7 protein-coding genes are annotated in these 25,768 nt (G+C 58.8%); 1 reads left to right on the top strand and 6 read right to left on the bottom strand.

What is annotated here, in order from left to right; translation table 11 throughout:
• Window positions 1–2 precede the first annotated feature (2 nt).
• On the top strand, window positions 3–887 hold the full coding sequence (locus ACSQ13_RS05400) for a copper resistance D family protein (protein WP_295508807.1): 885 nt from the start codon (window positions 3–5) through the stop codon (window positions 885–887).
• 42 nt (window positions 888–929) lie between these two features.
• Here the strand turns inward: ACSQ13_RS05400 and ACSQ13_RS05395 are convergent, their stop codons facing one another.
• The 6 genes from ACSQ13_RS05395 to ACSQ13_RS05370 form a co-directional block, all read right to left on the bottom strand.
• A complete protein-coding gene (locus ACSQ13_RS05395; RefSeq protein WP_176250047.1) occupies window positions 930–1,637 on the bottom strand; it encodes a VIT1/CCC1 transporter family protein in 708 nt (235 codons plus the stop codon).
• 215 nt (window positions 1,638–1,852) lie between these two features.
• Window positions 1,853–3,514, bottom strand: a complete 1,662-nt coding sequence (locus ACSQ13_RS05390) for a ShlB/FhaC/HecB family hemolysin secretion/activation protein (protein ID WP_176250048.1) — start codon at window positions 3,512–3,514, stop codon at window positions 1,853–1,855.
• 75 nt (window positions 3,515–3,589) lie between these two features.
• Window positions 3,590–22,873, bottom strand: coding sequence for a leukotoxin LktA family filamentous adhesin (locus tag ACSQ13_RS05385; RefSeq protein ID WP_295508810.1), 19,284 nt, complete (start codon window positions 22,871–22,873; stop codon window positions 3,590–3,592).
• On the bottom strand, window positions 22,873–23,493 hold the full coding sequence (locus tag ACSQ13_RS05380; protein ID WP_176250050.1) for a hypothetical protein: 621 nt from the start codon (window positions 23,491–23,493) through the stop codon (window positions 22,873–22,875). The genes ACSQ13_RS05385 and ACSQ13_RS05380 overlap by 1 nt, the downstream gene beginning before the upstream one ends.
• A 200-nt stretch (window positions 23,494–23,693) precedes the next feature.
• The gene (locus ACSQ13_RS05375) at window positions 23,694–24,455 is read right to left on the bottom strand and encodes a SapC family protein (protein WP_295508814.1); all 762 of its coding nucleotides are present in this window, start codon (window positions 24,453–24,455) and stop codon (window positions 23,694–23,696) included.
• A gap of 413 nt (window positions 24,456–24,868) precedes the next feature.
• Complete coding sequence (locus ACSQ13_RS05370; protein ID WP_295508816.1) at window positions 24,869–25,684, bottom strand: outer membrane protein; 816 nt, start codon at window positions 25,682–25,684, stop codon at window positions 24,869–24,871.
• Window positions 25,685–25,768 lie beyond the last annotated feature (84 nt).

The following is a 25,768-nucleotide window of genomic DNA, read 5'->3' as shown; positions in this document are numbered from 1 at the left end:
CCATGTTGGATGCAATAGCAGGGGCCGACGCGCTGATCTGGATCGCGATCTGCGTCAAGGCGCTGGTCTATGCCACGTCCCTGACTGCGGCGGGGTCCGTGTTGTCCTACGTCTCATTGCGCCCCCTGCCCGCCGTTGAGCGCGGGTGGCTTGTGCGCCTTGCGGTGTTCTGCGCGCTTGCCGCGGCGGTTTTGTCAGTCGCGCGGCTGCCCCTGCGGGCCAGCTTTTTGATGGGCGGCACCTGGGAGGGTGCTTTTGACCCGATGATTTTGACAATGGTCGCGCAAAGCCCGCTGGGGACAAGCATTGCCCTGCGCCTCCTCGGGCTGGCGCTTGTTCTGGCGCTGCTGATCCCCGCGCGCATCGGAACTGCCCTGTCGGTGATCGGCGCAGTGCTGGTTGCCGCGTCCTTTGCGTTTCGGGGGCACGCGCTGGCCGAACCGCGCATCGTACTTGGCCTGCTGATCACCCTGCACATTGTGACCGTGGCGTTCTGGATCGGAGCCTTTGCGCCGCTTTACCGGCTTGCGGGGACGGATCGGGCAACTGCGGGGATGCTTGCCCATCGTTTCGGCCAATCTGCCGTCTGGTTTGTCGGGGTAATTGCGGTGTCGGGCGTGGTCACCTTATGGCTTTTGACGGGCAACCCCCTGACCGCGATCACCACAGCTTACGGGCAGCTTTTCATCCTCAAGATCGGCAGTTTTACGGCGCTGCTGGGGTTGGCGGCTTGGAACAAGCTGCTTTTGACACCCGCGTTGCTGCGCCAGGATCAGGACGCCGCGGTAAAACTGCGCCGTTCCATCGCGATCGAAGCCGTCCTTGTCGCGCTTATCCTTCTAACCACCGCAACGCTGACAACGGTGACTGCCCCAGCGGGGATCTGAAGGGGCGGTCTGATCGGGTTTACCGCCCCCCGATTGCCGCCCTTAAACGCTGACCCCAAAGAGATGCCCCACAGCGGCCGTGATGGCCATGGCAGCGGCCCCCCAAAACAAGACGCGGGCCGTCGCGCGCAGCTTGGGCGCGCCGCCGACTTGTGCGCCCAAAGCACCCAGACCGGCAAGACAGATCAAGGTCGCGATCACCACGGTCGGGATAATCTTGTCACTAGGTGCCAGAATGGCTGCGATAAGCGGCAGCGCCGCGGCGATGGTAAAGGTGAAGCCCGACGCAAGTGCCGCTTGCATCGGATTGGCCGCATGGACATCGGACAGGCCAAGCTCGTCGCGGATATGCGCGCCGAGCGCGTCTTTTTCGGTCAGTTCGCGTGCCACCAATTTGGCTGTTTCAAGCGACAGTCCACGGGCATGATAGATCGAAGCCAGCTCTGCTTCTTCGGCTTCCGGCGTGTCGATCAGGGCCTGCTTTTCACGCGCGATATCGGCGCGCTCCACATCCGATTGCGAACTGACCGACACATATTCGCCAGCCGCCATAGACATTGCACCCGCCGCAAGCCCCGCCGCCCCGGCCACCAAAATCGCATTCGGGCTTGGGTCCGCCGCCGCAACACCGACGATCAGGGATGAAACCGATACGATGCCGTCATTGGCCCCCAAAACAGATGCCCGTAACCAGCCCGAGCGATTGATGTAATGCAATTCTTCATGGGCGGATTCGTAAGGTAGGTTCATGGTGATCTCCTTTGAAAAGCTGGCTGCAACACGATTGGAGCATGATCCGAGAATAACGTGTCAGGCACAGGGATGTCCAACGCAACCCTTGATCCGCCCAAAACGAGGGCCAGAAACGCACACCCCGCCGCTGGCGACAGCGACGGGGGTAATGGCGGCGATCGGGCCACAGCGGGTTTGACCAAGCCCGCAACATGCAAACTGTGGTTAGACGATTAGAAGGCGCTAAGCGTCAGCATCCCCGAGATCACATAGTCGGACTGGTTGGTCAGCGACTCTTTGATCGGGGCCGCAATCGACAAGGTGCCGCTTGCGTATTTGCTGAAGCTGTAGTTCACGCCAAGCCCTGCCGAGATCAATGTGGTGTGGCTTGGGAAGGTTGAATAGACCTCGCCGAAATCGGCAAAGACAAACCCGTCCAAGGGCTTGCCCTTCACCTCGAACTGTTTGTGCAGTTCCGAGCTGACGTAATAGCCGCTATCGCCCGCAACACCATCTGCCGGATAGCCGCGCACCGTTGTCGGGCCGCCGATCTGGAACAGCAGGTTGCCGGGCAACAGCTTGTCGTTGGAATGTTGCCATGCCCCGGAGCCCACATAGGTCAGCCCGTTGGCAAAACGGTATTGTCCGTTGAACGACCCCGCCAGCAGAAAGATATCGCGGTCGGTGCTGGCGATATTATCCGTTGATTTGGCGAATACGCCCTGAATTTGTGTGGCAACCGACCCGTTATCCCCGCGATAGGACAGGGTGACGCCGGGCGCGTATTTGACGGTCTTGCTGTCCACAAGCGGCACCCCTGCGGATGCAGATGTGCTGGTTCCGGCAAAGGCCGATGCCGTGCCAAGCACCGTCCAGCGGTCATTGATGAACAACGGGTGCGACAGGCTCAGGTCTGCCGATTTGGATTTGCCCCTGATATCAAGCACCGTGGTCGGCCCTGCAACAACAGCAATGTTGGACGCCGTGACGCTTGCGGCCAGACGTGTGCCATAGGTGTTGATCGGAAACTCGTAGCGCAAAGTGCCCGAAGAGCTGCCTTCGCTGAAGGACAGATAGGTCAGGAACGTATCGTCATTGCCCATGATGCCATAGCGACGGTAAAGCGCCGACAGCTGGACTTCTCCCGTGGAGGTAACGCCTTGGTTATCCACGTAAACCTCGAGCTCGGTTTTGGGCGGCTCCGTGATGCCAAGCAGCAGATCGGTATAGCCAAACTCGGCTCCGGGCTGCAACAAAAGCCGCAGCTGGGCGCGGTTGGTCGCGTTGAAAAGTTCAATGTCCTTGCTGGCGGTGGGCACATCAACGGTGGTGCCTTTGGCAAGGGTCACACGGTCAAAGACAAATTCATCTGTCGACGTGCGTTCACCGACCAAAGCCACATTGCCCAACTGCCCTTCGACCAACCGGATCTCGAGGTTGCCTGCATTCAGGTTCTGCGGCGGCAAGATCGCGGCCGCGGTGACGATACCCTTTTCGGCGTATAGATCGTTAACATCCCGGACCAGTTCGGAAATCTGCGAGAAATCCACCCGCTTGCCACGGTATTTCGCCGCGATCGGTGCCAGTTCTTCCTGTGTCAGAAAGGCAGACTCGGGCCCGATGGTCACGCTGCGCAGCAATACGGTTGGCCCGCCGCTCGGCGGTAGATCGCGGCGGTTGATCTCGTCTGTAATAACCCCCGGCCCCGACTGCCGCGTGCTCGAACCTGCGTCTTCCTGTTCAAGACGGCGGCGGTTTTCATCGGCAATCCGGCTTTGGATGTTGGCTTGCTGCGCGGTAACCTGGGCGGATACGGGCGTTGGCAAAGCCATCCCCCCACCGATCAGGGCCGCTGCGGATGCATGAAAGAGAATGGTACGGATGCTATTTTGCATGAAGTAACCTTCTTTGGGTTTTAGAGACGTTTTTTGATTATGCTCGATTGTTTTATGTTTCATTTTCTTCATCCGTTACTGGACCCGCAGCATGACTGCCGGACCCGAGCCGCGCACAAAGATCATGTACTCTACGCCGTTGATAACGACGACTTCGCCGTCAAACTGCGCCAGATCCAATGTATCTTCCTCATCAACGGCGACGGACCCAAAGGAACGGATCAAAGGATCATCCGCTTGTTGGATATTGCGAACCGTATCGCGGATCAAACTGATGCCGCCCAGTGGTGTTGGCAAGACGTCGATCAGTTTTGATGTTGTGTCATACTGAACCACGATGCCGTTTGTTGAGGTCGTGTTGTCATCAAGGGTCAACCCAAAGCCGAAGGACGGCACAAAGACCTGCACGTTACTGCCCGATTGCGGCACTGGCGTGCGATTATCAACCTTGATCGTCTGGATCGGCGATGTCAGCAGCAATGATCCCGGCACATAGGCATTCTTGATCTCGGTGCGTGTTGCCGTTGTCATCAAGGTTGTATCGACCACTTTGAGGTCATCCACGATAATGCCGGCAGGTGCATCAACCGTCACGGCGGCAGAGGTGCCGACCGTGTCATTCGCCCCCGTCAATGACATGTTCAACGGGCTTGGGCCGCTTGGGGTCTGTGTGACCGCCGCGCTAATCTTGTCTGCGCGCAGCTCGATCGTGTCGGCCACCTGAACATCGGTGAGGTTCAATTCATTGGTGGCTTGCAGATACAGATTGCGCCCGCCGATCACCCGGATGTTCAACGATCCGGGCAAACCGCCTGCCCCTGCGGTATTGGTCACATCGCCAATCGCGATTTCGGTATCGCCCGTGATATCGCCGGTCGATGTGATTGTTGAATCAACCCCTGTCCGGATGGCGTTAAAGGTCACACCGTCGCCCGTGATCTCGCTTGATCCGGTTGTGGTGATGTCCGTGCCGCTGACCGCCCCGGCCTTGGAGGTGATGGTGGAATCGCCCCCTGCCATGATGGTGTCAAAGACCACGCCATTGCCGTTGATGACACTTGACCCGTTGGCATCGATATCACCACCGGTGACCGACCCGTTGACCGACGTCACGCCGATGTTTCCAACATCAGTTGGCAGGCCAGCCGCTGTCAATTTCGTAAAGGTTACAGCGTCTTGCGCGACAAAGCTCTGGCTTCCGCCAGCGGTCGCATCAACGATATCCATCGCGCCTGTACCTGTGACCGTGATCCCGCCTTGGTTTGCGGTCAGCGCGGTCAGTTTGATATCGCTCAGCGCGTCAACACTGATCGATCCGTTTGCCGCCGAAGCGTCAAGCAGACCGGTGACGATACGCAATGGATTTGCAACATCTGTAACCGTGTCATCATCGGCTGTTTCATTGGCACGGGTTTTGTCGCCAATACCCTGACCCGCGACGATCTTGACCCCTGCGCCCGCTGTTGTGGCGCTGATGTCAAAGGCACGTCCCGCAAGGGTACCGGCAAAGACCTGCCCCCCTGCATCAATATTGACCGCATCCGTCGCACCGCTGGAGGATTTGACCGCAGTAAGTTGCGCATCCCCGACCGTGGTGATGGCGACCTTGCCTGCGGCTGTTAGCGCCGCACCGTTCAACATCTTGAGCGACTCCGCGTCAACAGACGCTGCCCCCGCACCGGATGTGACTTGCGCGTTCTGACCCAGAACTTGACGCCCGCCCGCTGTCAGGATGATCGCACCTGCTGTGTCAACGACACCGTCGATGACGCTTTCGCCCGCAGCACTCAGCGTGATATCGCCGCCATTTGTTGATTTGGCTTCGGTCACGATAAATTTCGATCCCGACGGCCCGTTCAGATCAATGCTGCCTTGGGCATTTGCGGTGATCTTGCCTTTTGGGTTCACCCCGACGTTCAAGGCATTGCCCGGCGCACCGATGGTCCCGTTGGCCGCCGTCAATTCGACTTCGGTGCCCAGAATGTTGATCAGCAGATCGCCGTTCGCATTGGTCAGTGATCCGTTCAAGGCGTTCAGTTTCACATTCTGTGGCGAATAGATCGTGTCGATGGCACCACCGTTTGCAAACTCGAGGTTCACGGAGTTTTGCGCCCGTGCCGTAGTTGTGGCACCGGCGTTCAATGCAAGCCGTACCGGAACGGTGTCAGTCCCGATACCACCTTGTGACGATTCCAGGATCAGGTTGCCTGTCGAAATCATGCTGCCGCTTGCCGCGTTTGTGATGCCGTTGCGCACCTTGATGCGGGTTTCGCCTTTTGTGGTCACGGCCCCCAACAAGGCACCGCTGCGCGACGCAAGGAAGGCCTTGCCGATGTCGCTTTTCACGTCGGTCCCCGCGGCGGTTGCCACATCGAGGTTCAGCTTTTCGGCCGCAGCAAAGTTCAACGGACGTTTGCTCAGCACGGTCAGCAAGGTGTTTTCAGGCGACACCTGCCCCGCAGCCGCCGCATCAAATGCTGCTTTCTGCGTTGCGCTAAGGGTGTCGTAATCTTCCCAAAGCGGAATTTCGACATCGCCGCCCGCCGTGGTGATGGTCAGCAGCAGGTCGGTACGTTCTGCGGCAGCCAAAGCGACTTTTTGATCTGGCGTCAAAAGCGCCGGATCAAGGCTGGACCGGATGGAGACACCCAGATTGCCTGTGCTGTCTTTGACGGTTTCACCAATGCCCTTTTTGGCAAGGATCGTGACTGTCCGACCCGAAACGTTTGGATCCTTGATCACCGGGTTCGTCCCCGTGACCGTTTTCAAGGCACCCGGCGCGATGGAGAACGCCAATTCGCGCTCGGTCCAGACCGACCCGCTGGTCAATTGCGCCCGTTCATCCGTGGTGGCACCTACCTTGTGCCCCTCGACATAGACACCGCCGGTTTCGGAGCCGACCGTGGCGTCCAGTTTGCGGTAGCTCTCGGTTTGTTCGGTTTCATAGGCGCTGATCTTCAACGCGACTTCGGCATCGACTTGCGCCGTTGTATAGGCCGGATTGGCCGCCTTGATCTGGTCGCCGTAATAGCTGGTCAGCGCCTTGTGCTGGGCTGATGTCGGGTCGACTTTTACGGTGAACGCGGCATCAAATACCGTTGGGTCAGCCTGGGTTTGGCGGATTTCCCAATATTGATGGTATTGCTTGGTTTTGACGTTTTCGAACGCTTTGATGGTCTGCTCTTGCTTGAGCGCGTTATTATTGCCGATGGCATCGACGCTTTGAACAACGCCGGCACCGTCCGTTACTGTACGACCGGTGGATTTATCCAGCAAGCCAAGGCTATCCCAATACCCCAACAACTGGTTGTAAGTGCGGGTATCAATGGTTTCGACCGGATTGTTGTCAAGGATCTGACCCTTGGACGCGAGGGTGACATTGCCCCCCAGCGACAAGGCCTGATTGACCAGCATGGTACCGTCAGTCGTCGAACCATCCGTATTGCCGGCCCAGCTTCCTGAACGGATACCGATGTCGCCAGTTGCAACAGCCGTCAGACCCAGCACCGCATTTTGAGGTGTTTCGCTGAACGGACGGAAAGACTGGTCGCTGGTAAAGCCGGTGTTCACGCGCAGCAGCTTGCTTTCTTTTGCCGCGTCCCATGTGGCGGGATCATAGTCGGGGGTTTCACCGATAGATCCGCCCAAGGCCGTCAGATTGGCGCGCCAGCCCTGCACAAGCGACCCGCCAGCACCAGCAAGTGCCGGGGATGTGCTGGCAAGGATCGACCCGAAGGACACAAGGCTGACATTCCCGCGCGAGGTGGCCTCGTCCAGGGTTGCCGTGCCTGCCGCCGTGATATGGCCCGCAATAATGTCGCCGCGGCTGATCGCCGAGACGTTGCCGTTGCCAGCATTGGCCGTGAAATACCCGTTACCGGCGCTTGCGCCTGTTAGGTTCACCGCCAGTGCCAAACCGGGTGCATTTACCGGATCGGTTGGCTTCTTGATGCCACCCACAGACCCGCTTGCATTCAGGATCGCGGTTTGCGCGCTCAGCAGGGAGTTTTTCGTGCCCTGAATGATTGAGCTTTCCGTTCCGTTTGCCGTGATCGTGGTGGTGCCCGCAACGTTGGTCAGGTTGCCGTCGAGGATGACATCGCTGCCGGAGGTGATGTTGATCGAACCTTGGTCCTGACCGATGAATTCGACCGCGATCGGGTAATCCGCTCTGAGCGACTCCGTGGTGATGGTCGTATATTCCTGCGTCAGCTTTGCATAATATGTCTTTTCGGACACGATACACAGTGTCCACCAGTTACAGCTGCGTGAGCTGGAGCCGGTGTTTTCGAACTCGTTCTTTGTAAAGGTGGTGTCGTTCGCTGTGGTATACTGGGTCCCTGCATTGGCCAGGTCGGTATTTTTTGAGATGGTAGATGGCGGCTCTTGGAAATAGGCACCGTTCTTATTGGTCAGTCCCCCACCGGTTTTCGTATTGACGGTCGTGACATAGGTACCATCCTCCAGCCGGGCAATGCTCAAGCGGGCCGGGTTACTATCGAGGGTAAGGCTATTGATGCTCGCCACCGTCAGATCCGACGAGCCGAACAACTCGGTCGAGGTTTTGGAGTAGTTCGAGGTTTTCGAGAAAGTCTCGCCTGTGGTCCAGACATAGCGTTGGTTGGCTTCGGGATTAAAGGTCGCATCGCGATCTGTGCCGTCTTTTGCGACGACGCCGCCCGTGAATACCAATGCGCCCGTTGCATTGTTGATCGTGCCGGTCTGCGACACGCTTTTTACGACACCGCCCGTTGCGCCAGGCGTATATTCCCGCTCATAGGTCGTCTTGCGGATCGACACGACCGGATTGGTAGGGTCCGTAACATTAACCCCGATGACATCGGTGATCTCGATCTTGCCTTTGGTGCCCCGCAGATCGCCGGCTGGGTCTTCGCCCGTGCTAAGCGATTTCAGCACAACAGGAATATTCCCAGTGTTGGTGATATCAATTTTGCCGAAACCATCCAGAACATTCAGCTTACCGGCACCATCCGAGGTGTTCATGATCTGGCCGAACAGCTGGATATAGCCGCCGCGTACACTGGCCCCGTTCACAAGGTACTGTTTGTTCTTGGCGTCATAAGACGCGCCGATGTTGTTGTCCGGTCTGGTCGAAATCACCGAGAAGATGCCGTCGCCGCCATTGGCTGCGGTGTAGTTATCGGCAAAGGTCTTGTCGAATTCCAGACGGCCTTCGATCTGGCCTGACAGGTAATCCTTGATGTTGACCTGTGTGGCCACACCGCCGATTGTCAGCGTCCGCACAGGCGACGCGTCCGGGTTCTTGGCCAGTTCACCCTCATATTGCGCGTTGACCAAGGCCAGTTCTTCGGGGTCGATCCCGACAGGGACAAAGCTAAGGATCAGCCCGCCACCCAGATCTTTGCTCAGTTCCTTGACGGTCGCGTTTTTGTTTGCGGTGACAAGCGCGTTAATTTCCGCCTGCGTGCGCCCGACCAATTCGGGTGCGCCCGTCAATTTCGGTGCCCCGTCCAGATCAAGCTTCCAATTGGCAATGCCGCTTTGGATGGTGCTGTTGATGTTCAGATACCGCGCCGCAATCGATACCGAGCCATTTGCGGTGATGCCCTTGCCTGCTTCGGTTGCGTCTTTGGGGTCCGAAAAACTGGCCGGGTCGCCGCCGATATGGTTGAACCCGTTGACATAGCTGGAGACGAAATCACCGTTTCTGGCCAGAATATCGACCGAGCCCGCGTTGATCTTGCCGCGGATATAGATGTTGCCCGATGCGCTGTCGATTTTCACCGCACCGCGGGTGTTCTCGATCACGGCACCTGTCTTCAGGATGATATCCGGTGCAAGGCGCTTGTTGGCAAGCTGGGCCTTGGCGGACCCCGGTACGTAGTAATCGGAATCCTCGGTGTTGTATTCCGAATAGATCTCGACGGCACCGCGGCTGGAATTGCGCGATGTTTCGATGTTCTTGAAATTGCCTGCGACGCCACCGGCGTTCAGGCGGGTGATATCGTCATTGTCATAGACCAACACGCCATTCAGACGCACATTGCCAGCGTCGTAATCAGGAATGATCAGGTTGTTCAGCTTCAGCGTGTTGGACGTCTGGTTGCGGATCACGATCTTGGCGTCACCTGGCGCGTTCAGATATCCCGTGCTGCTGGCAGCGGAAGTTGCGGTAGATTTCAAGACATCCGCATTGAACGACAGGTTGCCCAAACGTGCGGCTGCATCGTTGATCTCAATGGTAAACGCCGTCGGCGTGCCGCTTGAATTCGACGCGGTCGCGGCCTCGTTGGATTTGACCGCATAATCGGCGGATAGACCGTTCCAAACCGTAATATATTGCGTCAGCGACTTGTTCGGTGTCGTCGCATCTGCCGGGGTCGCAGTGACCGCGTTCAGCGTCGATACCTTGCCGTTAACGGCCGTCACGGCCGTGTTCAAAACGGTCTGAACACCGACCATGCCTGCTGCGGCCTTGTTCACCCGTGTCAGCGCGCCGTTTTGCGTCGGCACTGTGGCGCTTTCTTGCAACAGGGCTGTCTGCTTGGCAAGGTTAGCGTCGTGGTTTGCCTGAGCCGTATTTCTGGCATTCAACGCGTCTGTCTTCTGGGCTGCCGTCGATCCAGCAGCTGCATTTACCGTTGTCAGGTTCGTTTCGGCTGCCGCGAGGTTGTTGGCAGATGCAGTAATTGTCGTGTTCAACAACGAGGTCAGATTAGATTGTGCCGTCGCCGCGCGGTCTTTGGTAATCACTGATTGCGCCGACACGATAAGGTTGTTGGCAGTGATCGTATCAAGGTTTGACTTGATGACATTCTTGGCATTGCCAATGGCAAGGCTTGCCGCCGTAGCCGCAGTGGTATCGCCCACAATCAACGCCGCTGCCAAAGCTGCCTGTTGCTGGCTGATCTCGGTTGTCTTGGCGGTGATGATGCCTTGCGCCGCGACGCTATTGGCCTTGGCCGTTGCAATCTTGTCTGCTGCGGCCTTGCCTTGGGTCAAGGCTGTGTTTGTGTTGTTCACGAACGTGGCCTGGCTGCCCGTCCCAGTATAGGTCGTGATGGTGCTGATTGTGGTCAGCGTCGTTGCGCCGTTTTTGGTCAGACCGAAATTTGCGTCATCATAGCTTGTGCTGGTGAGATTGGCGTTATCAACATAATCACCCTCAATACCAAGATAGGCTGCGGCGCTTAGGTCGTTGCGCACAAGCGAGATGTTGTCGTCAATAATCGCAACTTCCTTGAGGCGCGCAGCTTTTGGAGACGGGCCGGCGTAATCACCGGGAATGTATTTGCCAGTTCCGTCAAATTCACCCAGCCCGATATCCACCAGCTTGCTTTGCAAGAAGGTGATTTCGCTTTGATAGGCCGCTTTTGCAATCGGATCGGAAGCGTAGTCTGTCAGCAGTGCATCCAGTTCGGCAACCCGATCCAGAATATTGGTGCCCACTGGCGCGCTGACGGGGGCTTTATAGGTAATATTCGATCCGGGGTCCGCAGCAAGACAGGCCGATGCATCCGCATCACATGATGTGTCCACATAGCGCAAGGTGAGTGTTTTGTAACGCTGGATACCGGTCTGGATCACACCATCGGCGGTGATCTGCGATTTGCCTGCATTCGTATGGGTCGTGCCGCCATGGTAATCAAAGGTCACATCGCCGCCGCCGAACGCGTTGGAAACAGCGCTTGCCACTTTTGCCAGTGCTTCACGGTAGATATCCTTGCCCGTGCCAACTGCCTTGGCATCAATTTCCCCACGGCTTGCGCTGACCGTGATATCGCCTGCGGCGCGCACGCCTTCGGTCAGGGTCGGGTCACTTTTCAGGATATCCACGGTGCCGGTCGAACTTACGGTCACAACCGGGTTCGGGGATGCCGGAATTGGGATCGCGGTCTTGTTAAAGATATCCAGAACCGCGTTGAAATTCAGCTGGCCATCAACGCCCGCTTCATCCTGCCCTGCCGTGATCGCGATGGTGCCGTGGCTCGGTGCCGTGCCATCCACAGGGTTCACCCCGTCAGAGACCTCGAGCAGCGCGTTTGCACCGATGGTGACTTTGTTGTCGCCGGTATAGTTGACGTCAATGTCGCCCGATGGTGCCCCGGCAAGGCCGTATGTCGTGGCCGCCGCGCGGTTGTCGATGTCGGCCGCACTCCAGGCGTTCATCACCACGTCGCCCTTATCGACGATCACCTGCGCCTTATCACCAACGCTCAGCGAGGTGTTCGATATCACACCGGTCTTGATGTCGGCATTGGCCAATGCAATCGCACCACCCGAGTCGATCTTGACCTTCTGCTGGGAGACAATATCGCTCATCGCGCTCATCTTGAGCGTCGACAGGGCCGACGCGCCCGAGGTCATCAGATGGACCGCGCTATTTGCGCCAATCGACGCATTTGTGGTGTTGTGATGGATCGTAACCGTGGCGCCGCCCGCCGGAAGATTGGCAAGACCGCCCGACGCGGAATTGACGTTAAAGGCACCACCGGCTGCGAAAGGGTTCACCGTCCGGTTTTGTGCATCAATGGTCAGGTTCGCCGCATACAGCCTCATCCCGTCGCCAAGATGCGCGTCGACATCGCTGACAACCGTATGTTTCATCGCAGCACCGCTGCCCCCAATAAGGGAGGCTTGCGTGCTGTCGACAGTGCCGCCGAATTTGCTGAGGTGTGCGGCGCTTAGCTGCGCGTCACCGCCCGTGATATCGGCGGTAAAGGTACCGTCAATGGCCGCCTTGGTATTGCTATCCGCACGTGTCGTGCCAGATGCGGCGGACCCCGCCACAAGGCCGCCACTGCCCGCGACAACCACAGCCGTGTTATCATCCGTGCCATTGGCGTTCACGGTCAAGGAACCCGCCTTGAGCGAGGTCAGACCGGTCAAGGTGGCTTGGGTTTTTGTATTGGATTTCGCCGTTGAATCGTTGAAACCGGCGGCGACAAAGCCAAGCGCAAGGCCAGATGCATCGGCATTCTGAAGCGTCGAAGACGTGGCATCGACATTCACAAGGCCCGTGGCTTTCAGCGTGCTGCCTGTCACATTCGCAAGGGTTTCAGCCTTGTTTTCTGCGGTCGATACAGTTGCCGTAAGCCCGACCAGCGCCCCTGCCGCGCCCAGCGATTTCGCTTTGGCGCTTGGGGTGGAGGTAAGTGCGGCAACCTTGATGCTGCCTGCGGTGATGTTTGCGCCGTTGATGATCGACGCTTTGGCCTTTGTGGCGATTGTCGTGTCGGCACCCGATCCGCCAACGGCCAGACCGCCCGCGACAGCCACACCAATGGAATCTGTGCTGGCCTCGGATTTGGCGGTTGCAAGCACCTCAACGGCATTGCCGGCCGTCAGAATGGCATTATCGACTGTCGCCGTGACAGTCGGGTCGATCGTTGCAATCGTCGCAGCCCCGGAAATCGCGGCACCCAGGCCACCACTTGCGGCAATCGCTTCTGCGGTGGCTTTGTCATCGGAAGATGCACTCACCGTGACGGCCCCTGCCCCGATGTCCGAATTCTTGATATAAGCATCAATCGCGCCGCCAATCGTTGCGGTTGCCACAGATGCACCAGCGCCAACCCCGAACAGGCTGACCGCCGCGCCAAAGCCCTTGAGCTTGGCCGTGCGTTTGGCATCGGCACCCACATTGACCAAGCCGCCAACGGTCATTTTCTGCCCGTCTGCAAAGGCTTTGGTGCGTGATGTGTCATTGACCACGATAACATCCGCGCTGAGCGCGACCGTCCCTGCAATGGTCCCGGCATAGCTGTCGCCGGTCAACATATGGCTGGAGAAGGCGTTGATGTTCACGCCACCGCCCGCCGTAATGCGCGGCAGGATTCCGTGTACATCAGCACCGGTTCCAACGGCCTGTGCCGTGCTGCCGGTATTCACGTTCAACACCGCAATACCCGCGCCAACCGCGCCGCCGCCAGCAGCAAAGCCGCCCGTGGTGATGTCGACTTCCAGCTCATCCGAGCTGTTCAGCGAAACGTCACCACCCGCATTGATCAGCACATTGCCAACACTTGCCGAAGTGCCACCCGGTACCGCAAGGGTCGAGGCCGCACTGGCCACATCAATCGTGTCACGCTTGGCCTTGGCCGAGGCGTTGATTGCCTTGACCCGGTCATCATCCGACGATTTCAGAAGGTCGAACACCACATCGTTCTTGGCCTGATCCTGTGCCTGTGTGTTGACCTTATCCATGTCCGCGGCACCATCACTGGAGTCGCTCAATTGCTTATCCGCTTCGCCACCCGAAGCCACGCCATCGCCGTAGCTATAGACCGAAAGACCCACAGCAAGGGCAAAGACGCCGCCCGATCCGCTGACCACTTTGGAGTCGCCTGCCTTGTTGGACAAACCACTGATCAGCACGTCGTTCTTGGCATTGATCGATACACCGTCTTCGACATAACCGGCTGTGGTTGTCTTGAACACGCCAACGTCAATCGCACCCGAAAGCCCGACAAGCCCACCCGAAACGGCCCCTGCCGCCACCGAAGACGTGGTTGAATCGCGCGCTGCGATCACGACGTCCTGGGCCGCATGACCGCTGCCGTTCGCCACGTTGATCTTGCTGTTGGCCCCGATAAAGGCCGCTGTTTTCACGGTGACCAGATCAAGCGACAGAACACCCGCGATCCCTGCATACAGCCCGCCTGCGCCCGACACGACAAGCGCCAGTGCAGATTGCTCGGACTCCGCCTGGACATTCAGACCACGTGACGCGGTTTTTGCGCCAAATCCACTGCCGTTGAACACATCGCGCGTGCCATTGCCGCCATAGGCCGACACATCTGCACTGCTGGCGATCGACGCGGTCACGGTCTTGTCGACAAGGATGACCCCCACTGCGGCACCAACGCCGGCGGTGCCACCAATTGCAACGGAACCGGCCATCATGCCGGTGCGGGTGATATCTTGTGCCAGAACGTCAACATTGCCCTGCGCCACGGCTTTGCCGCCCAGTGTCGCTGTCGTCTCGGTGGTCAGGTCAAGCGCCGACCCGCTGCCCGCAATCGCAGCAACGCCGCCGCCACTGCCCGCAATCGCCCAGATCCCGAAGTCTTCGGTGGCTTTGGCCGACACCAGAATATCATCCATCGCGGCAATATCGGATGTACCGCCGCCAACTGTGGCTTTGGTGGTTGTGTTCACGATCATCGCGTTCACGCCCGCGCCGCCGCCGACGGACCCGCCAATCGCAACCGCCCCCGAGAAACCGAGCGCATAGACATCGCTGGCCGCCGCAACCGAAACCGATTGCAAGGCATCCGCAACACCGGCCATTTTGTTGATCTGGGCGTTCAGGCCGATCACCGCTTGGGTGCTCATGGTGATGACCGGAACGCTTGCCGAAATCGACACGGCAACGCTGCCCGCCGCCGTACCGGCAACCGCCATCGAGCGTACAGAACTGACACCGGAGGCGTTTACGATAACGCCCTTTGCCGCATCCAGAATGGCAACCGATTTGCGTTCTTTGGTCAGCAGATCGAAACCTGTCTGGCTTGCTCCGGCAGATGCCGTGCGTGTGCCGACATCAGCCGACTGGAACCCACCCGACCCACCATAGGCCTGGAAATCACCCCGGTAGCCGGTGGTGAACTGTTGCGTGCCGCCATTGCCAAGGGCCGTGACCCGCGCGTTATCCGCGACTTTTGCAAGGGTTGTGGCATCAATGACCGTGACACCGACCGACGCACCAATGCCCGCCGATCCGCCGCCCGCAATTGCACCATCCAGCATATCGATGCTGACCTGATCATCCGCCAGCACCGCGACGTTGCCATCGGCATAAACGCTGGCCGTATCGCCGATTTCGGCAGTTGTTTCTGTGGTCACCGCATAGACCGCAATCGCGCCGGCAAGGCCCGCAGACCCGCCGATCCCCACGCCAACCGTAATAGCGGACAGGTCTTCCACGTTCTTGGCATCCAGCACGACATTGCCCGAAGCAACAACCGAAGACGCGCCGATCTTGGCGGCTGTCTTTTTGCCGATCACACCAACGCCGACACCGGCACCGGCACCCGCACTGCCCCCACCAGAGGCCGCACCACCGATCGACAGCAAGGTCGATACATCACGCGCGGTCATATCAAGCGATCCGGCGTTATGGGCATTGCCCACTTTGCCAAAGGCACCGACCAACGCTTCGGTTGTGGTATCCAGAACGTAAACGGCTGCACCTGCACCCACGGCATTGCTGCCGCCTGCGGCACCCGCTGCGGCAATCACCGTGCCGGTTTCATTTGCGGTCGCCGAAATGGCAATCGCGCCGCCTGTGTTGATCTCGGCGCGGTTGGCAACGCTTGTGCCAGCGGCCATCGCCGCGCGTGTCACGTTATTGATCGTGACCACGGCTGCGGATGCCCCAACCCCGTTCGATCCGCCACCGGCGGCCCCGCCTGCAAGGCTGAACATGCTGAAATCATTGTCGGCAATCAGGTTGACCGCCCCGGACGCGGTCACACGCGCGCCAACCCCCATCAGGGCCTCGGCGCGGTTTTGCGAGGTGATCACGGTGGCCACACCATTCACGGCATTGTTTGCCGCCGCGGCGACCGACACGCCAAAGGCCTGAATGTCCTGGGCTGCAATCGCGCTGTTGGTAAAGCGCGCGGCGTTTGTCACAACCGCATTATCGCCAAGTTTGCTGATGGTCGTTCCGGAACTGACGATGACCGATCCTGCAACGCCAACACCTGTGCCGCCACTGGCCGAAATCGCGCCGGACAGGGCTTTGGCGAGGAATTTGTTATCCGCCTGAAGGGTTACATCATTGTTGCGCGCATTGATGGCACCGCTGCCGATTGTGGCTGACACATCATCGCTGAACACCATCACCGCAAAGGATCCGGTGATAGATGTCTTGCTGCCCGCAGACCCGCCGATCGCCTCGACGTAATAGTTGTTTTCACCCAGCAACTGGCCCGTGGTCAGTTTGGTTTTCAGATCGTCAAGATCGGTGAATTTGAACAGCGTTGGGGAATCGATCTTATGATTCAACGCCTTGACGCTTAGGCCGCTGGCCGTGATGTCGCTGCCCGTCCCGATCGAGGCCGTGTAATCCTTGTCGGCAACCACAACTGCGATGGATGCACCGATCCCTGTCCCGCTGGACCCGACAGCGCCCGCAAGCGCCTTGGCGGCCAGATGGCTGGTGTTCTCGGTCTTGACCGAAACCGCGCCGCCATTGGTGATTTTGACGTTGTTGCCAATCGCCGCCTTGGTTTCGCCGGTCGAAATGCCGACCGCCATAGCCCCTGCAATGGACACCTTCTTGCCGGTAGCACCAGCGATGCCAAGTGCGGTCAGTTTCGCGCCATATCCGTCATCCGCATTTTCGCGCGATGTCGCAGAAATCGATACGCTGCCGGGGGAATTGATTGTGGCCCCGTCGCTGACGGTCGCGGCGGTTTTATTGTTGATGATCCCCAGCCCCACACCGATGCCGATGCCGGTGTCGCTTTTGGGATTTGCAGCAAGACCACTGCCGGATGTTGCCATGCCAATCTGGTTGCTGGCCGTGACGGACACCGCCCCGCCCACATTCAAGGTCACGTCGCCCAATGTTGCCGACACGTTGTCCTGCGCGGCCGCGATCCCTGCGGCGGCGGCGACGGTCAGCTTGGAGCCGCTTGACTTACCCTTTGAATCGCGCTGCGATCCTTTGGTTTTGTCCATTGTGTTTGCGGATGTTGACGTGCCGCCTGTGGTCTCGTTCTTTTTCTCGTCCGTCTGGTTGAACTTGCCGCCTTCGGCCGTGGCGCTTGCTGTGGCGTCATAGGTGCGGGCCGAAGTTGCCGAAATCGCCAATGATCCCGCCGTCAGGTCGCGCGCCAGAACAGCGCTGGTCAAAGAGGTGTTCTCGAGCGCGCCATCAGATGCGCCGTTGCCCAGAATAAGGGCCGCAGATGCACCAACGCTGACCTTGGAGGATTTGTTTTCACCCTTGGATTTGGCCGTGTTTTCGCCCGTGTTGGTGGCAGAAATCGTAACCGCCCCCGCGCCCATGCCCAGACCGTTGCCCGTGCCAACCCGTGCGGTTGTGCGTTCGTCCAACATGGCCAATGCCACCGATGCATCCACCGCGATACCGCCCGCCGCCCCGGCAGAGGCGTCCGTGACCGTGTCGATGTCGGTGTTGGCGTCAACCTCAAGGCCTGTCCCGTTGGTGAATGTCGCACCGTCTTGCAGTTCGGCCGTGGTGTTGGTTGTGATCAGGTTCAACGCAACCGATGCGCCAACCCCGACCGACGCGCCCGCGCCGCCCTTGTCGCTGGGGGCCGCGATTGCTGTCGCCAGCATTTTTTCTTCGGCCTTGATGCTGGACGTCCCTGTCTTGGCGTCAACACTTGCAGCGCCTGAAATGGAGGCAGTCGTCTCCACATTGACGATGTTCAAGGCCAGCGATCCTGCGATCCCGACCTTGCTGCCGCCTGCACCCGATGTCGCCTTGGCGAATATCGTGTCGGTCGGGGTCGCTGCACCTTGCAATGCGGCGATATTCACGCCCGCAGCGCTATGGGTCCCCTGCCCGAGTTTCGCGGTATTCTTGGCCGTAATCACGTTGACCGACACGGCCACGCCGATACCGACCTTTGACTGACCACCATCCGCGCCCTTGACCGCAGACCCGTCCGAGGTTGCAGAGCCGTTGGCGTTGCTGGCCGATGAAATATTGAGCGACCCGCCAGAGGTAATGTTCACCCCGTCATTCGTGACCGCTGTGACAGAAGATTTCTGGACGTTGACGGCAACTGCCGCGGCCGCTGAAACCTTGCCTTCGGATGTTTTGGCCGAACGCCCGCTTTCATTGCCAGCCTCAGTCGATGTGGCGCTGCGTTGATCGGTCGAACCGACCTTGGCCTTGCCCTGCTTGTCAGAAGCCGAGGTCAGCTTGGTCGTGGCTGTTTTATCGACACTGTCGCCGGTGCTGGTGGGGGCGGCATTGGCATCATCGCCCTCTTTGGCACCCGAAGCTGTTGCCGTGGCCGAGAGCGTCGAGGAAGACACACCGATCGCGTTGAACGTCACCGAGCTTGCCGCGCCTGCTGCGCTGACATCACGGTCGGTTGTCGCCAATACCCGATCATCAATCAGGGCCAGCGCCAGCGATGCGCCGATGGCCGCTTTGGTGCCTGCCGCAGCGGCCTTGGCCGTTGTCGTGACGGTTGAATCCTGTGTGGCGGAAACCGAAACCGCGCCGGTGGTTGCAAGGGTTGCCCCCGTGCCCAAACGCGCGGTGGTTGTGTTATTTACCAAAGACAGCGCCAGAACAGGCGTCAAAGAGAAGCCCCCGGACGACCCTGCTTCGGCGGTTGTGGTGACGGTATGTTTCGCGGAGGCGTCAACAGACACCGCACCGGCCCCTGTTACAGTGGCGGAATCAGACAATTCGGCAACGGACCGGTTTGCGATGATGTTCAGACCAACCGATGCACCGATCCCAAAGGAAGACCCCGATGCGCCGCCGCCAACGGGTTTGGCTTCGGCGGTGGTTGTGGTTTGGTTATCTGCTTTCAATGTAACAGCGCCCGCACCGGTGATGGCAACACTGGCCGCACTCGAAATCCGGGCGGTGCTTTGCGTATCAATCAGGTTCAGCGCCAGCGATCCGGCAACCCCGACTTTGCTTCCGCCCGCACCCGACGTGGCGCTGGCAAGGAATTCATCCGACTTCGTGTCTGTGCTGGCAGGGTTCGCCATCAGTTTGGCCACATCAAGGCTCAGCGCCTCGACCGTCAAGCCACCCACGGTGTGGGCTGCGACACCCAAGGTCGCGTCGTTCTTGACCTTGACCGAATTCACCGCGACTGCGGCACCGATGCCAACCTTGGACGGGTCAGGCGTGTTGCCCGCCGCATCTTTCTGGCCAACGGCGGCACCAGTTGCTGTGGTTTTGCCTGTTGCATTGCTGGCGCTGCGCAGGGTCAACATGCCCGCTGTCGAAATCACCGTGGCATCCGGCACGATGGCCGACACGGTCGCATTTTGCACGTTAATCGCCACGCCCGCCGCGACGGAAATCTTGCCTTCGCTGGTCGAGGCAGACCGGCTGTCGCCATCCGCCAGAGCCGTATCCGTGGCACCGCGTTGCTTGGTGTCGCCAACGCCCTTGCTTTTTTGCTTGTTCGAGGCCGAGGTCAATTGCGTGGTCGCAGCACTGTCTACATCGGCTTCGCCGCCCGCAGGCGCTGCGCCTGAATCGTCGGCCGCGGCGGCCCCTTGGGCGCTGGCTGCAGAGGTGACTTCGGAGGTGGACGCACCGATGGCGCTGAACGTGACGGTGCCGCCTGCACCCGTGGTCGTGACATTGCGGTCGGTCGTGGACAGCACCTGATCGTCAACCAGCGCCAGCGCCAAGGACAAACCAACGGCTGCTTTTGCACCGGCGGCATCGGCCTTGGCCGTGGTGGTTGTGGACGCGTTTTGCGCCGCTGCAACCGACACTGCGCCAGTTGTTGACAGGCCGGACCCCGTGCCCAACCGTGCGGTGGTCGAATTGTTGACCATCGACAGCGCCAAGACAGGCGTCAACGCAAAGCCACCCGATCCGCCTGCCTCGGCTGTGGTGATAATATCATGGGTTGCCGATGCCGACAGCGTCAGTGCGCCTGCCCCTGTAACCGTTGCCCCATCGGCCACTTCGGCCCGCGACCGGTTGGCAATAATGTTCAATCCGACCGAAGCACCAAGGCCCAGCGTGTCGCCTGTGGCACCGCCGCTGGCGGGTGTCGCCGCGACTTCGGAATCCGTTTTGTTGTCGGTCGTCGCCTCGACAGCGCCGCCACCGGTGATGTTCACCGCAACGCCCGCGCCGATGGTTGCCGTGGTTTGCGTGTCGATCAAATTCAGCGCGAAAGACCCTGCAACCCCGACATTCGAAGACCCCGCACCCGAGGTGGAAGACGTCTTGAACGAATTTCCGATCTTTGAGGTAAGCGGATTGTCGGACAGCGCCGACAAATGAATGCTGCCCGCTGAAACCGCACTTGCAATGATCGCGTCATTTTTGACTTTGGCAATGTTGATGCCGATCGCGACGCCAACCCCGTTTGCCGATTTAACCGCCGTGCCATCGGCTGTTACGTCGACGTTGTTTTCGGAACTGCTGGCAACCCGAAGATCACCCGAAATCGTGGCAGATGTCGTTGAATCGTAAGCAGATTTTGTGGTCGAGGTCAGATCGGAAATCGCCAATGCGCCGGCGACCGAAAGCTTGCCCTCGCTTGTGCTGGCGTCATCACCGTATTTGGCACCGGACAGGAATGTCGCGGCTTGCGATCCTGTTGACGGCTCTGTCGCACCGCCTGCCCCTGCGACGGCTTTGACCGTGACATCAACGCCCGTGGAGGCATCAAGGTTCAGGCTGCCGGCCGTAACATTTGCATTGCCGCTCAGCTCGGTTGTGGTGATCGCGTTGATGACACTGACCCCGACACTGGCACCGAATGCCGCCGCTTGCGGCGTTGCATTGGCGACCGAGAGGATCTTGTTCATTGCCGTCACATCAATGGCATTGGTCGCCTTGACCTTTGCATCGCCGGTGATGCGCGCAATCGCGGTGCTGTTGATGGTCGATACGGCCACTGCCCCATCTGCGGCACTGTTGGCCGGTGCCAATGATTCAGTCGGGATGTTCGATGTGACGGTCGATTTTGCAGACAAAGCTACGCTGTCGGCTGTGATGTCGCTGGTGCCGCCGACCTCGACCGTGGCGGCGGAATTGGTCACAACCACCCCGACCGGCAGTGCGACGGTGGACAGGTCGCCATTCGCGGTTGCCGTTGCATTTGCGTTTAGCGCACCGGTCGCCACGATGTCACCGCTGTTGATCGTGATCTTTGCCGTGGCGGTTGGAACAGCCACCAAAAGCGCAAAGTTGTCGACCGTCGATGTCGCGTTCAGGGTAATGTTGTTGCCGTGCAGGATCGGCGCTGCACCTGCCCCGTCACCAATGATGATCTCAGCCGTGCCGCCGCCTGTGCGGACCGCCGTCAGGGTCACGTCGCCTGTTGTCCCGGCAGTGACCGTGGACCCGTTGGCCAAGGTGATCTTGGGTGCCTCAAGCGTGATACTGCCCGCCGCACCGCCGCCACCGGTGGAATCCAAGATACCCGCCGAGGCGATGGTGATGGATTCGTCTGCCTGAAGGGTGATCGTCGCCCCGAAGCTCAGGATGCTGCCCGCGCCGTCGATGACCAGATCAATCGGGTCAAACAACAGGTCACCGGCTTTGCCGAAATCCGACCCAAGGTCAAAGCGCCCTGCGCCGATCTCGGCGAATTTGCCGCTGAGTTCGATAAAGCCGCCATTGCCAAAGCCCGCACCGCGCGCGCTGAAGGATGCGCCGCTTTCCGTCTTGAGGCTATGGCCTGCCATGAACACGATATCACCGCCGTCGCCGTCAAGCCCGGCACCATCCGCGCTCAGCTCGGCCGTGGCCTGAACCAGCGTGTTGCCGCCGGATTTCACCGAGATATTCCCGCCGCGACCGCTGGTTTCTGCCGATACCGAAGCACGCCCGCCAATTGTCGCGTCACCCGCTGCAATGATCGAAATCTGGCCGCCACGCGACACCAATGCGCCGCCCTCTTCCATACCGGTAGAATTGACGGTCGCGCCAAAGATCATGCGCTGCCCAAGGTCGTCGCCTGTCAGCGGTCCGGTGCGCCCGTTGACCATCACCGTATGGCCTTGCAAGGTAATGCCGCCCTCGGCGGTCACTTGGCCCGCAATCGAAATCACCCCGTTCGGCGAGATCGGAATTTCGCCGCGCATCAGCTGGTTTGCGACCGCGTTGTTGATCGACCCGTCTGCGCGCACAATGGTATCAAGGAAGGCTTTAGTCGGTGTGTTCACCGTCAGAGAGCCGACGTTCACCCGACCCGACTGGCCAACAATAAAGCCGTTCGAGTTGGAGAAGAAAATATTGCCGCCGATTTTACCGTCTTTGTAGGAATTCAATTCGCCATTGATAACAACCGCCCCGTTGGACACGATGTTAACCAGGCTTCCCGCCCGATCCGGCACATAAAGATCAACCCGCTGGCCTGCCGCTTCTTGGAAGTCCGAAAACGTGTTAAAACCGACACCGGCTGACACCGTGTCGGTTCTGATTTTCGTGTGGTTGCCGGTGACCTTGATCGTTGTCTTGGTTCGCCCGTCGGCAACAATATTGTTCGACGTCAATCCCCCGACATTCACCGCCTGAGCGCGCGCGCCGCTTGGCAGAACCGCGGTGACAACCGCGCCAAGGACAATGGGACTGGCCCCCGCCATGAGCCTGGCCAGCTTGGACCCTACTGTCTTGGTTTTCCTGAGGGGGTGAATGGTCTGCTTGGAAACTTTGAAAAACTGGTCCATCAGAAATTACCATCCTTAATGCGGAAAATATCGGGTGTGTCCGGATTGACCGAATACAGCAGCGCGAGCCCCGTAGGCTTCAGCGCATTGCGCCCGTTTGTGTCTTCTTCGTAATTGCCCTGAAGCAACAGAATTGCGGAACGCCCTTCGGGATCGAGCCCACGGAACAGCAAGATTCCGTTTTCGACCGCCGTTGCGGCTGTCAGCGAACCGGGTGCGTAATTACCGGCGGCAAAATGGCTGCCCAGAACGTCAGAGTTGGCAACCAGTTGGGCGTCGGTCATGGCGGGGTCGATTGTGGCATTCCACGATGCGCCGACCTGGATCAGCGCTTTGCTGGTGTAGCCGAAAATATAGGACACCTGGGCCGTGCCCCCGCCTTCCAGCAGGTCTGGCACCTTCACGGTCAACAGCTCTGTGCGTTCGACTGTGTTCTGGCCTTGCGCGATATCGGCTTCGGTGAGGCCAAAATCCTTGGTGATTGCCGCGATAACCGCCGCCTTGTCCATGCCGAATGTGGCGGAGCGAAAGCCGTTAATGGCAACGGGCGCTTGCTCTGCCTGCTGGGCTGCTGCGCTGTCAGTTTCAGTTGCAGCATACCCAACGGACGCAAAAGCCATCCCAACTGCCAAAGCACCAAGCGAGACACGCGCCCACTTTGCCAAAACGCAGAAATGCACCATAATCTTCCCCTAAAAAACACCGTGGCAAAAATCGTCTCGTGAACTCCCCAACAAGACGGCAACCACGACGTACAAATCTAAAACCGCCTGAAAAATAAGGCGGTACTCATCAGCTTTAAAATAAACTTAGCTCAAAATTATTGAACTGTTTCTCCCGCAGGCACGGACTCTTCCGCAGCTACCGAAGGCATATCCAACTGTTGTCCCAATCTCGAAATAGATCTCAGGCTCAACAAGTGGCTGTAAATAGGTTTCAAAAATCCGGCAGCGTTCAGCTTGCCCAAATCTGCATCAGACAATGCGGCCAATGCTTGTTCGCTAACGACCATCAGGCCATGCACGCTGGTTTTTTCGCCATCGGGCATCACCGCATCCAATGAGATCGACTGGAACAGCCCCATCTCGTGCAGCATCTTGGTAAAGGCATCGGTGCGGTCCGCAGAGGTTTTATAGCTTTGCGAAATCGACAGCGCGCGTAGCAGCGTCTCCTCGGACTCTCCGGTTTTTGTGAAAAACGGCTCGCCCTCTTTCTCGTTCAGACCTTCATAGGTGTCGTCGACACACAAGATCGGATCGCCACCTTCGACGTCACCGATGATGAACGGGTAGCGGCGCAAATAGGCCGGCGCATATTTCCCGTCCCACAGACCGTCTTTGGAGATGAAAACATTCATTCCCGGCTTCAGGCCGGTGACAAATACGGCGGACGGAACGTCAGCGGCGGGCAGAAAAGCGATCGGAAGGTCGTCAAGCGCCAGATCGAATTCATCCACAAGTGCGGGAATCAGGTTCGCGTCCCGTGCAAATCCCAATGGCTGCGACTTGGTCGAAAACTTCAGGTTTTTATGGATTTCGGTGCTAAGTGGTATAACGTTCTTATAAAATAACGGGTTGGGCATGAAGTTTAGTTCCCTAAAAACAGTAAAATCACAATTAATTGAGGAAACGTTAGTAAGGTTTTATAAGTATAGCAACAATTTAGATCGTGGCACGAGCGCATGCACCCGCCCACCACCATAGATTGAAGCGCTTTTATTCCTTGGTATGCAGCCCCCGAACAGCCGTAAATCAGCCATCGCTCAAGGCCGAATTCGGATCTGCAAAGGTCAAGACATGGATGGGATCTGCATAAAAAGCGAGGATCGCATCGAAGTGGTCGCTTTGTGCATTTGGATGGAGCGGGTATCACTCGCGCCGCAAATCATGCAGCCATGATGCCCCCGCCCCTCCCAAGACACCCTCGTGAGGGCGCAGAAATTCACATCTTTCCGGGATGGCGATGCCCCCCGTGCAAAGACGGAAGGCGCTTTTTTTATCTAAGGTTCAAAGGGATGCGCACCCCGACCGAAACAACCTGAGAGCTGATGTCAAACTCCAACGGATTAACCGGAGACTCCGTACCGCTTCCCGCAAGGGGCGTGCCGCCGCCTTGCGCGTTCCCAAGCGCGAAATACTGGTAGGTCAGGTCCATCTTGATCGGGCCATTCGCGTTTTTCCCGACATTCCATGAAACACCGGCACCCAGGCTCCATGCCAGATTGGTCTTACTATCCCCTTCGAAGCTACGTGAAGGCTGGGTTGCGGCCGCGTTGGTCCGTGTCCAGTTGCCCATCTTATTGGTTGCCAGACCCACACCCGCCATAAGATAGGGCTGAAATTCAAAACGCCCCTTGCCCATGTTGGGGATATCATAGGCAACGTTGGCCATCAGCGCAGTCGATTTAACGGTCGTCGCAACGTCCGCATGCGGGCCTGCAGTCGCGGGCACGGTAAAGGCCCATGGCCCCGAAATATCTCTGCTGCCAAATGCTGTCAGCGCGATCTCGCCTCTGACACCAAGACGCAACTGCCGTCCGACCGCGATGGTAGCGGCAACGCCATCAGGCTCTGACAGATCAAAGAAGACGACCGGGTCTGACCCAACCGGCGCGGCACCCGGAGGCGACCATTGGCCGTCATGAATGCCTGATTGATCAACCCCGACACCAAGGCGAAGATAGGCATTCGTAGGACCAGTCAACCAAGCGCCACCATAAAGGGGCGAGGCTTTGAGTTCTTGCTGCGCCGTCGCAGTTTGCGCAACCGTCACCATAGCCACAAAGGCCATCACTCCTAGCGATAACTTCATTATACTTCCCAGTTTCAAACAATCAAAATCACGTATCACGATATGACCAAGCCAGCAAAACGCAAGCTTGGCCTTCTTTTAGAC

This window comes from Sulfitobacter sp. SH22 (genome assembly GCF_965641905.1).
GTDB lineage: Bacteria > Pseudomonadota > Alphaproteobacteria > Rhodobacterales > Rhodobacteraceae > Sulfitobacter.
This window is presented reverse-complemented; position numbering and strand designations above follow the sequence as displayed.

Excerpts from the sequence above, each read along its gene's own strand:
- ACSQ13_RS05370 (WP_295508816.1), bottom strand. The coding sequence starts at position 25,684 with ATGAAGTTATCGCTAGGAGTGATGGCCTTTGTGGCTATGGTGACGGTT.
- ACSQ13_RS05395 (WP_176250047.1), bottom strand. The coding sequence starts at position 1,637 with ATGAACCTACCTTACGAATCCGCCCATGAAGAATTGCATTACATCAAT.
- ACSQ13_RS05400 (WP_295508807.1), top strand. The coding sequence starts at position 3 with ATGTTGGATGCAATAGCAGGGGCCGACGCGCTGATCTGGATCGCGATC.
- ACSQ13_RS05375 (WP_295508814.1), bottom strand. The coding sequence starts at position 24,455 with ATGCCCAACCCGTTATTTTATAAGAACGTTATACCACTTAGCACCGAA.
- ACSQ13_RS05380 (WP_176250050.1), bottom strand. The coding sequence starts at position 23,493 with ATGGCTTTTGCGTCCGTTGGGTATGCTGCAACTGAAACTGACAGCGCA.
- ACSQ13_RS05390 (WP_176250048.1), bottom strand. The coding sequence starts at position 3,514 with ATGCAAAATAGCATCCGTACCATTCTCTTTCATGCATCCGCAGCGGCC.
- ACSQ13_RS05385 (WP_295508810.1), bottom strand. The coding sequence starts at position 22,873 with ATGGACCAGTTTTTCAAAGTTTCCAAGCAGACCATTCACCCCCTCAGG.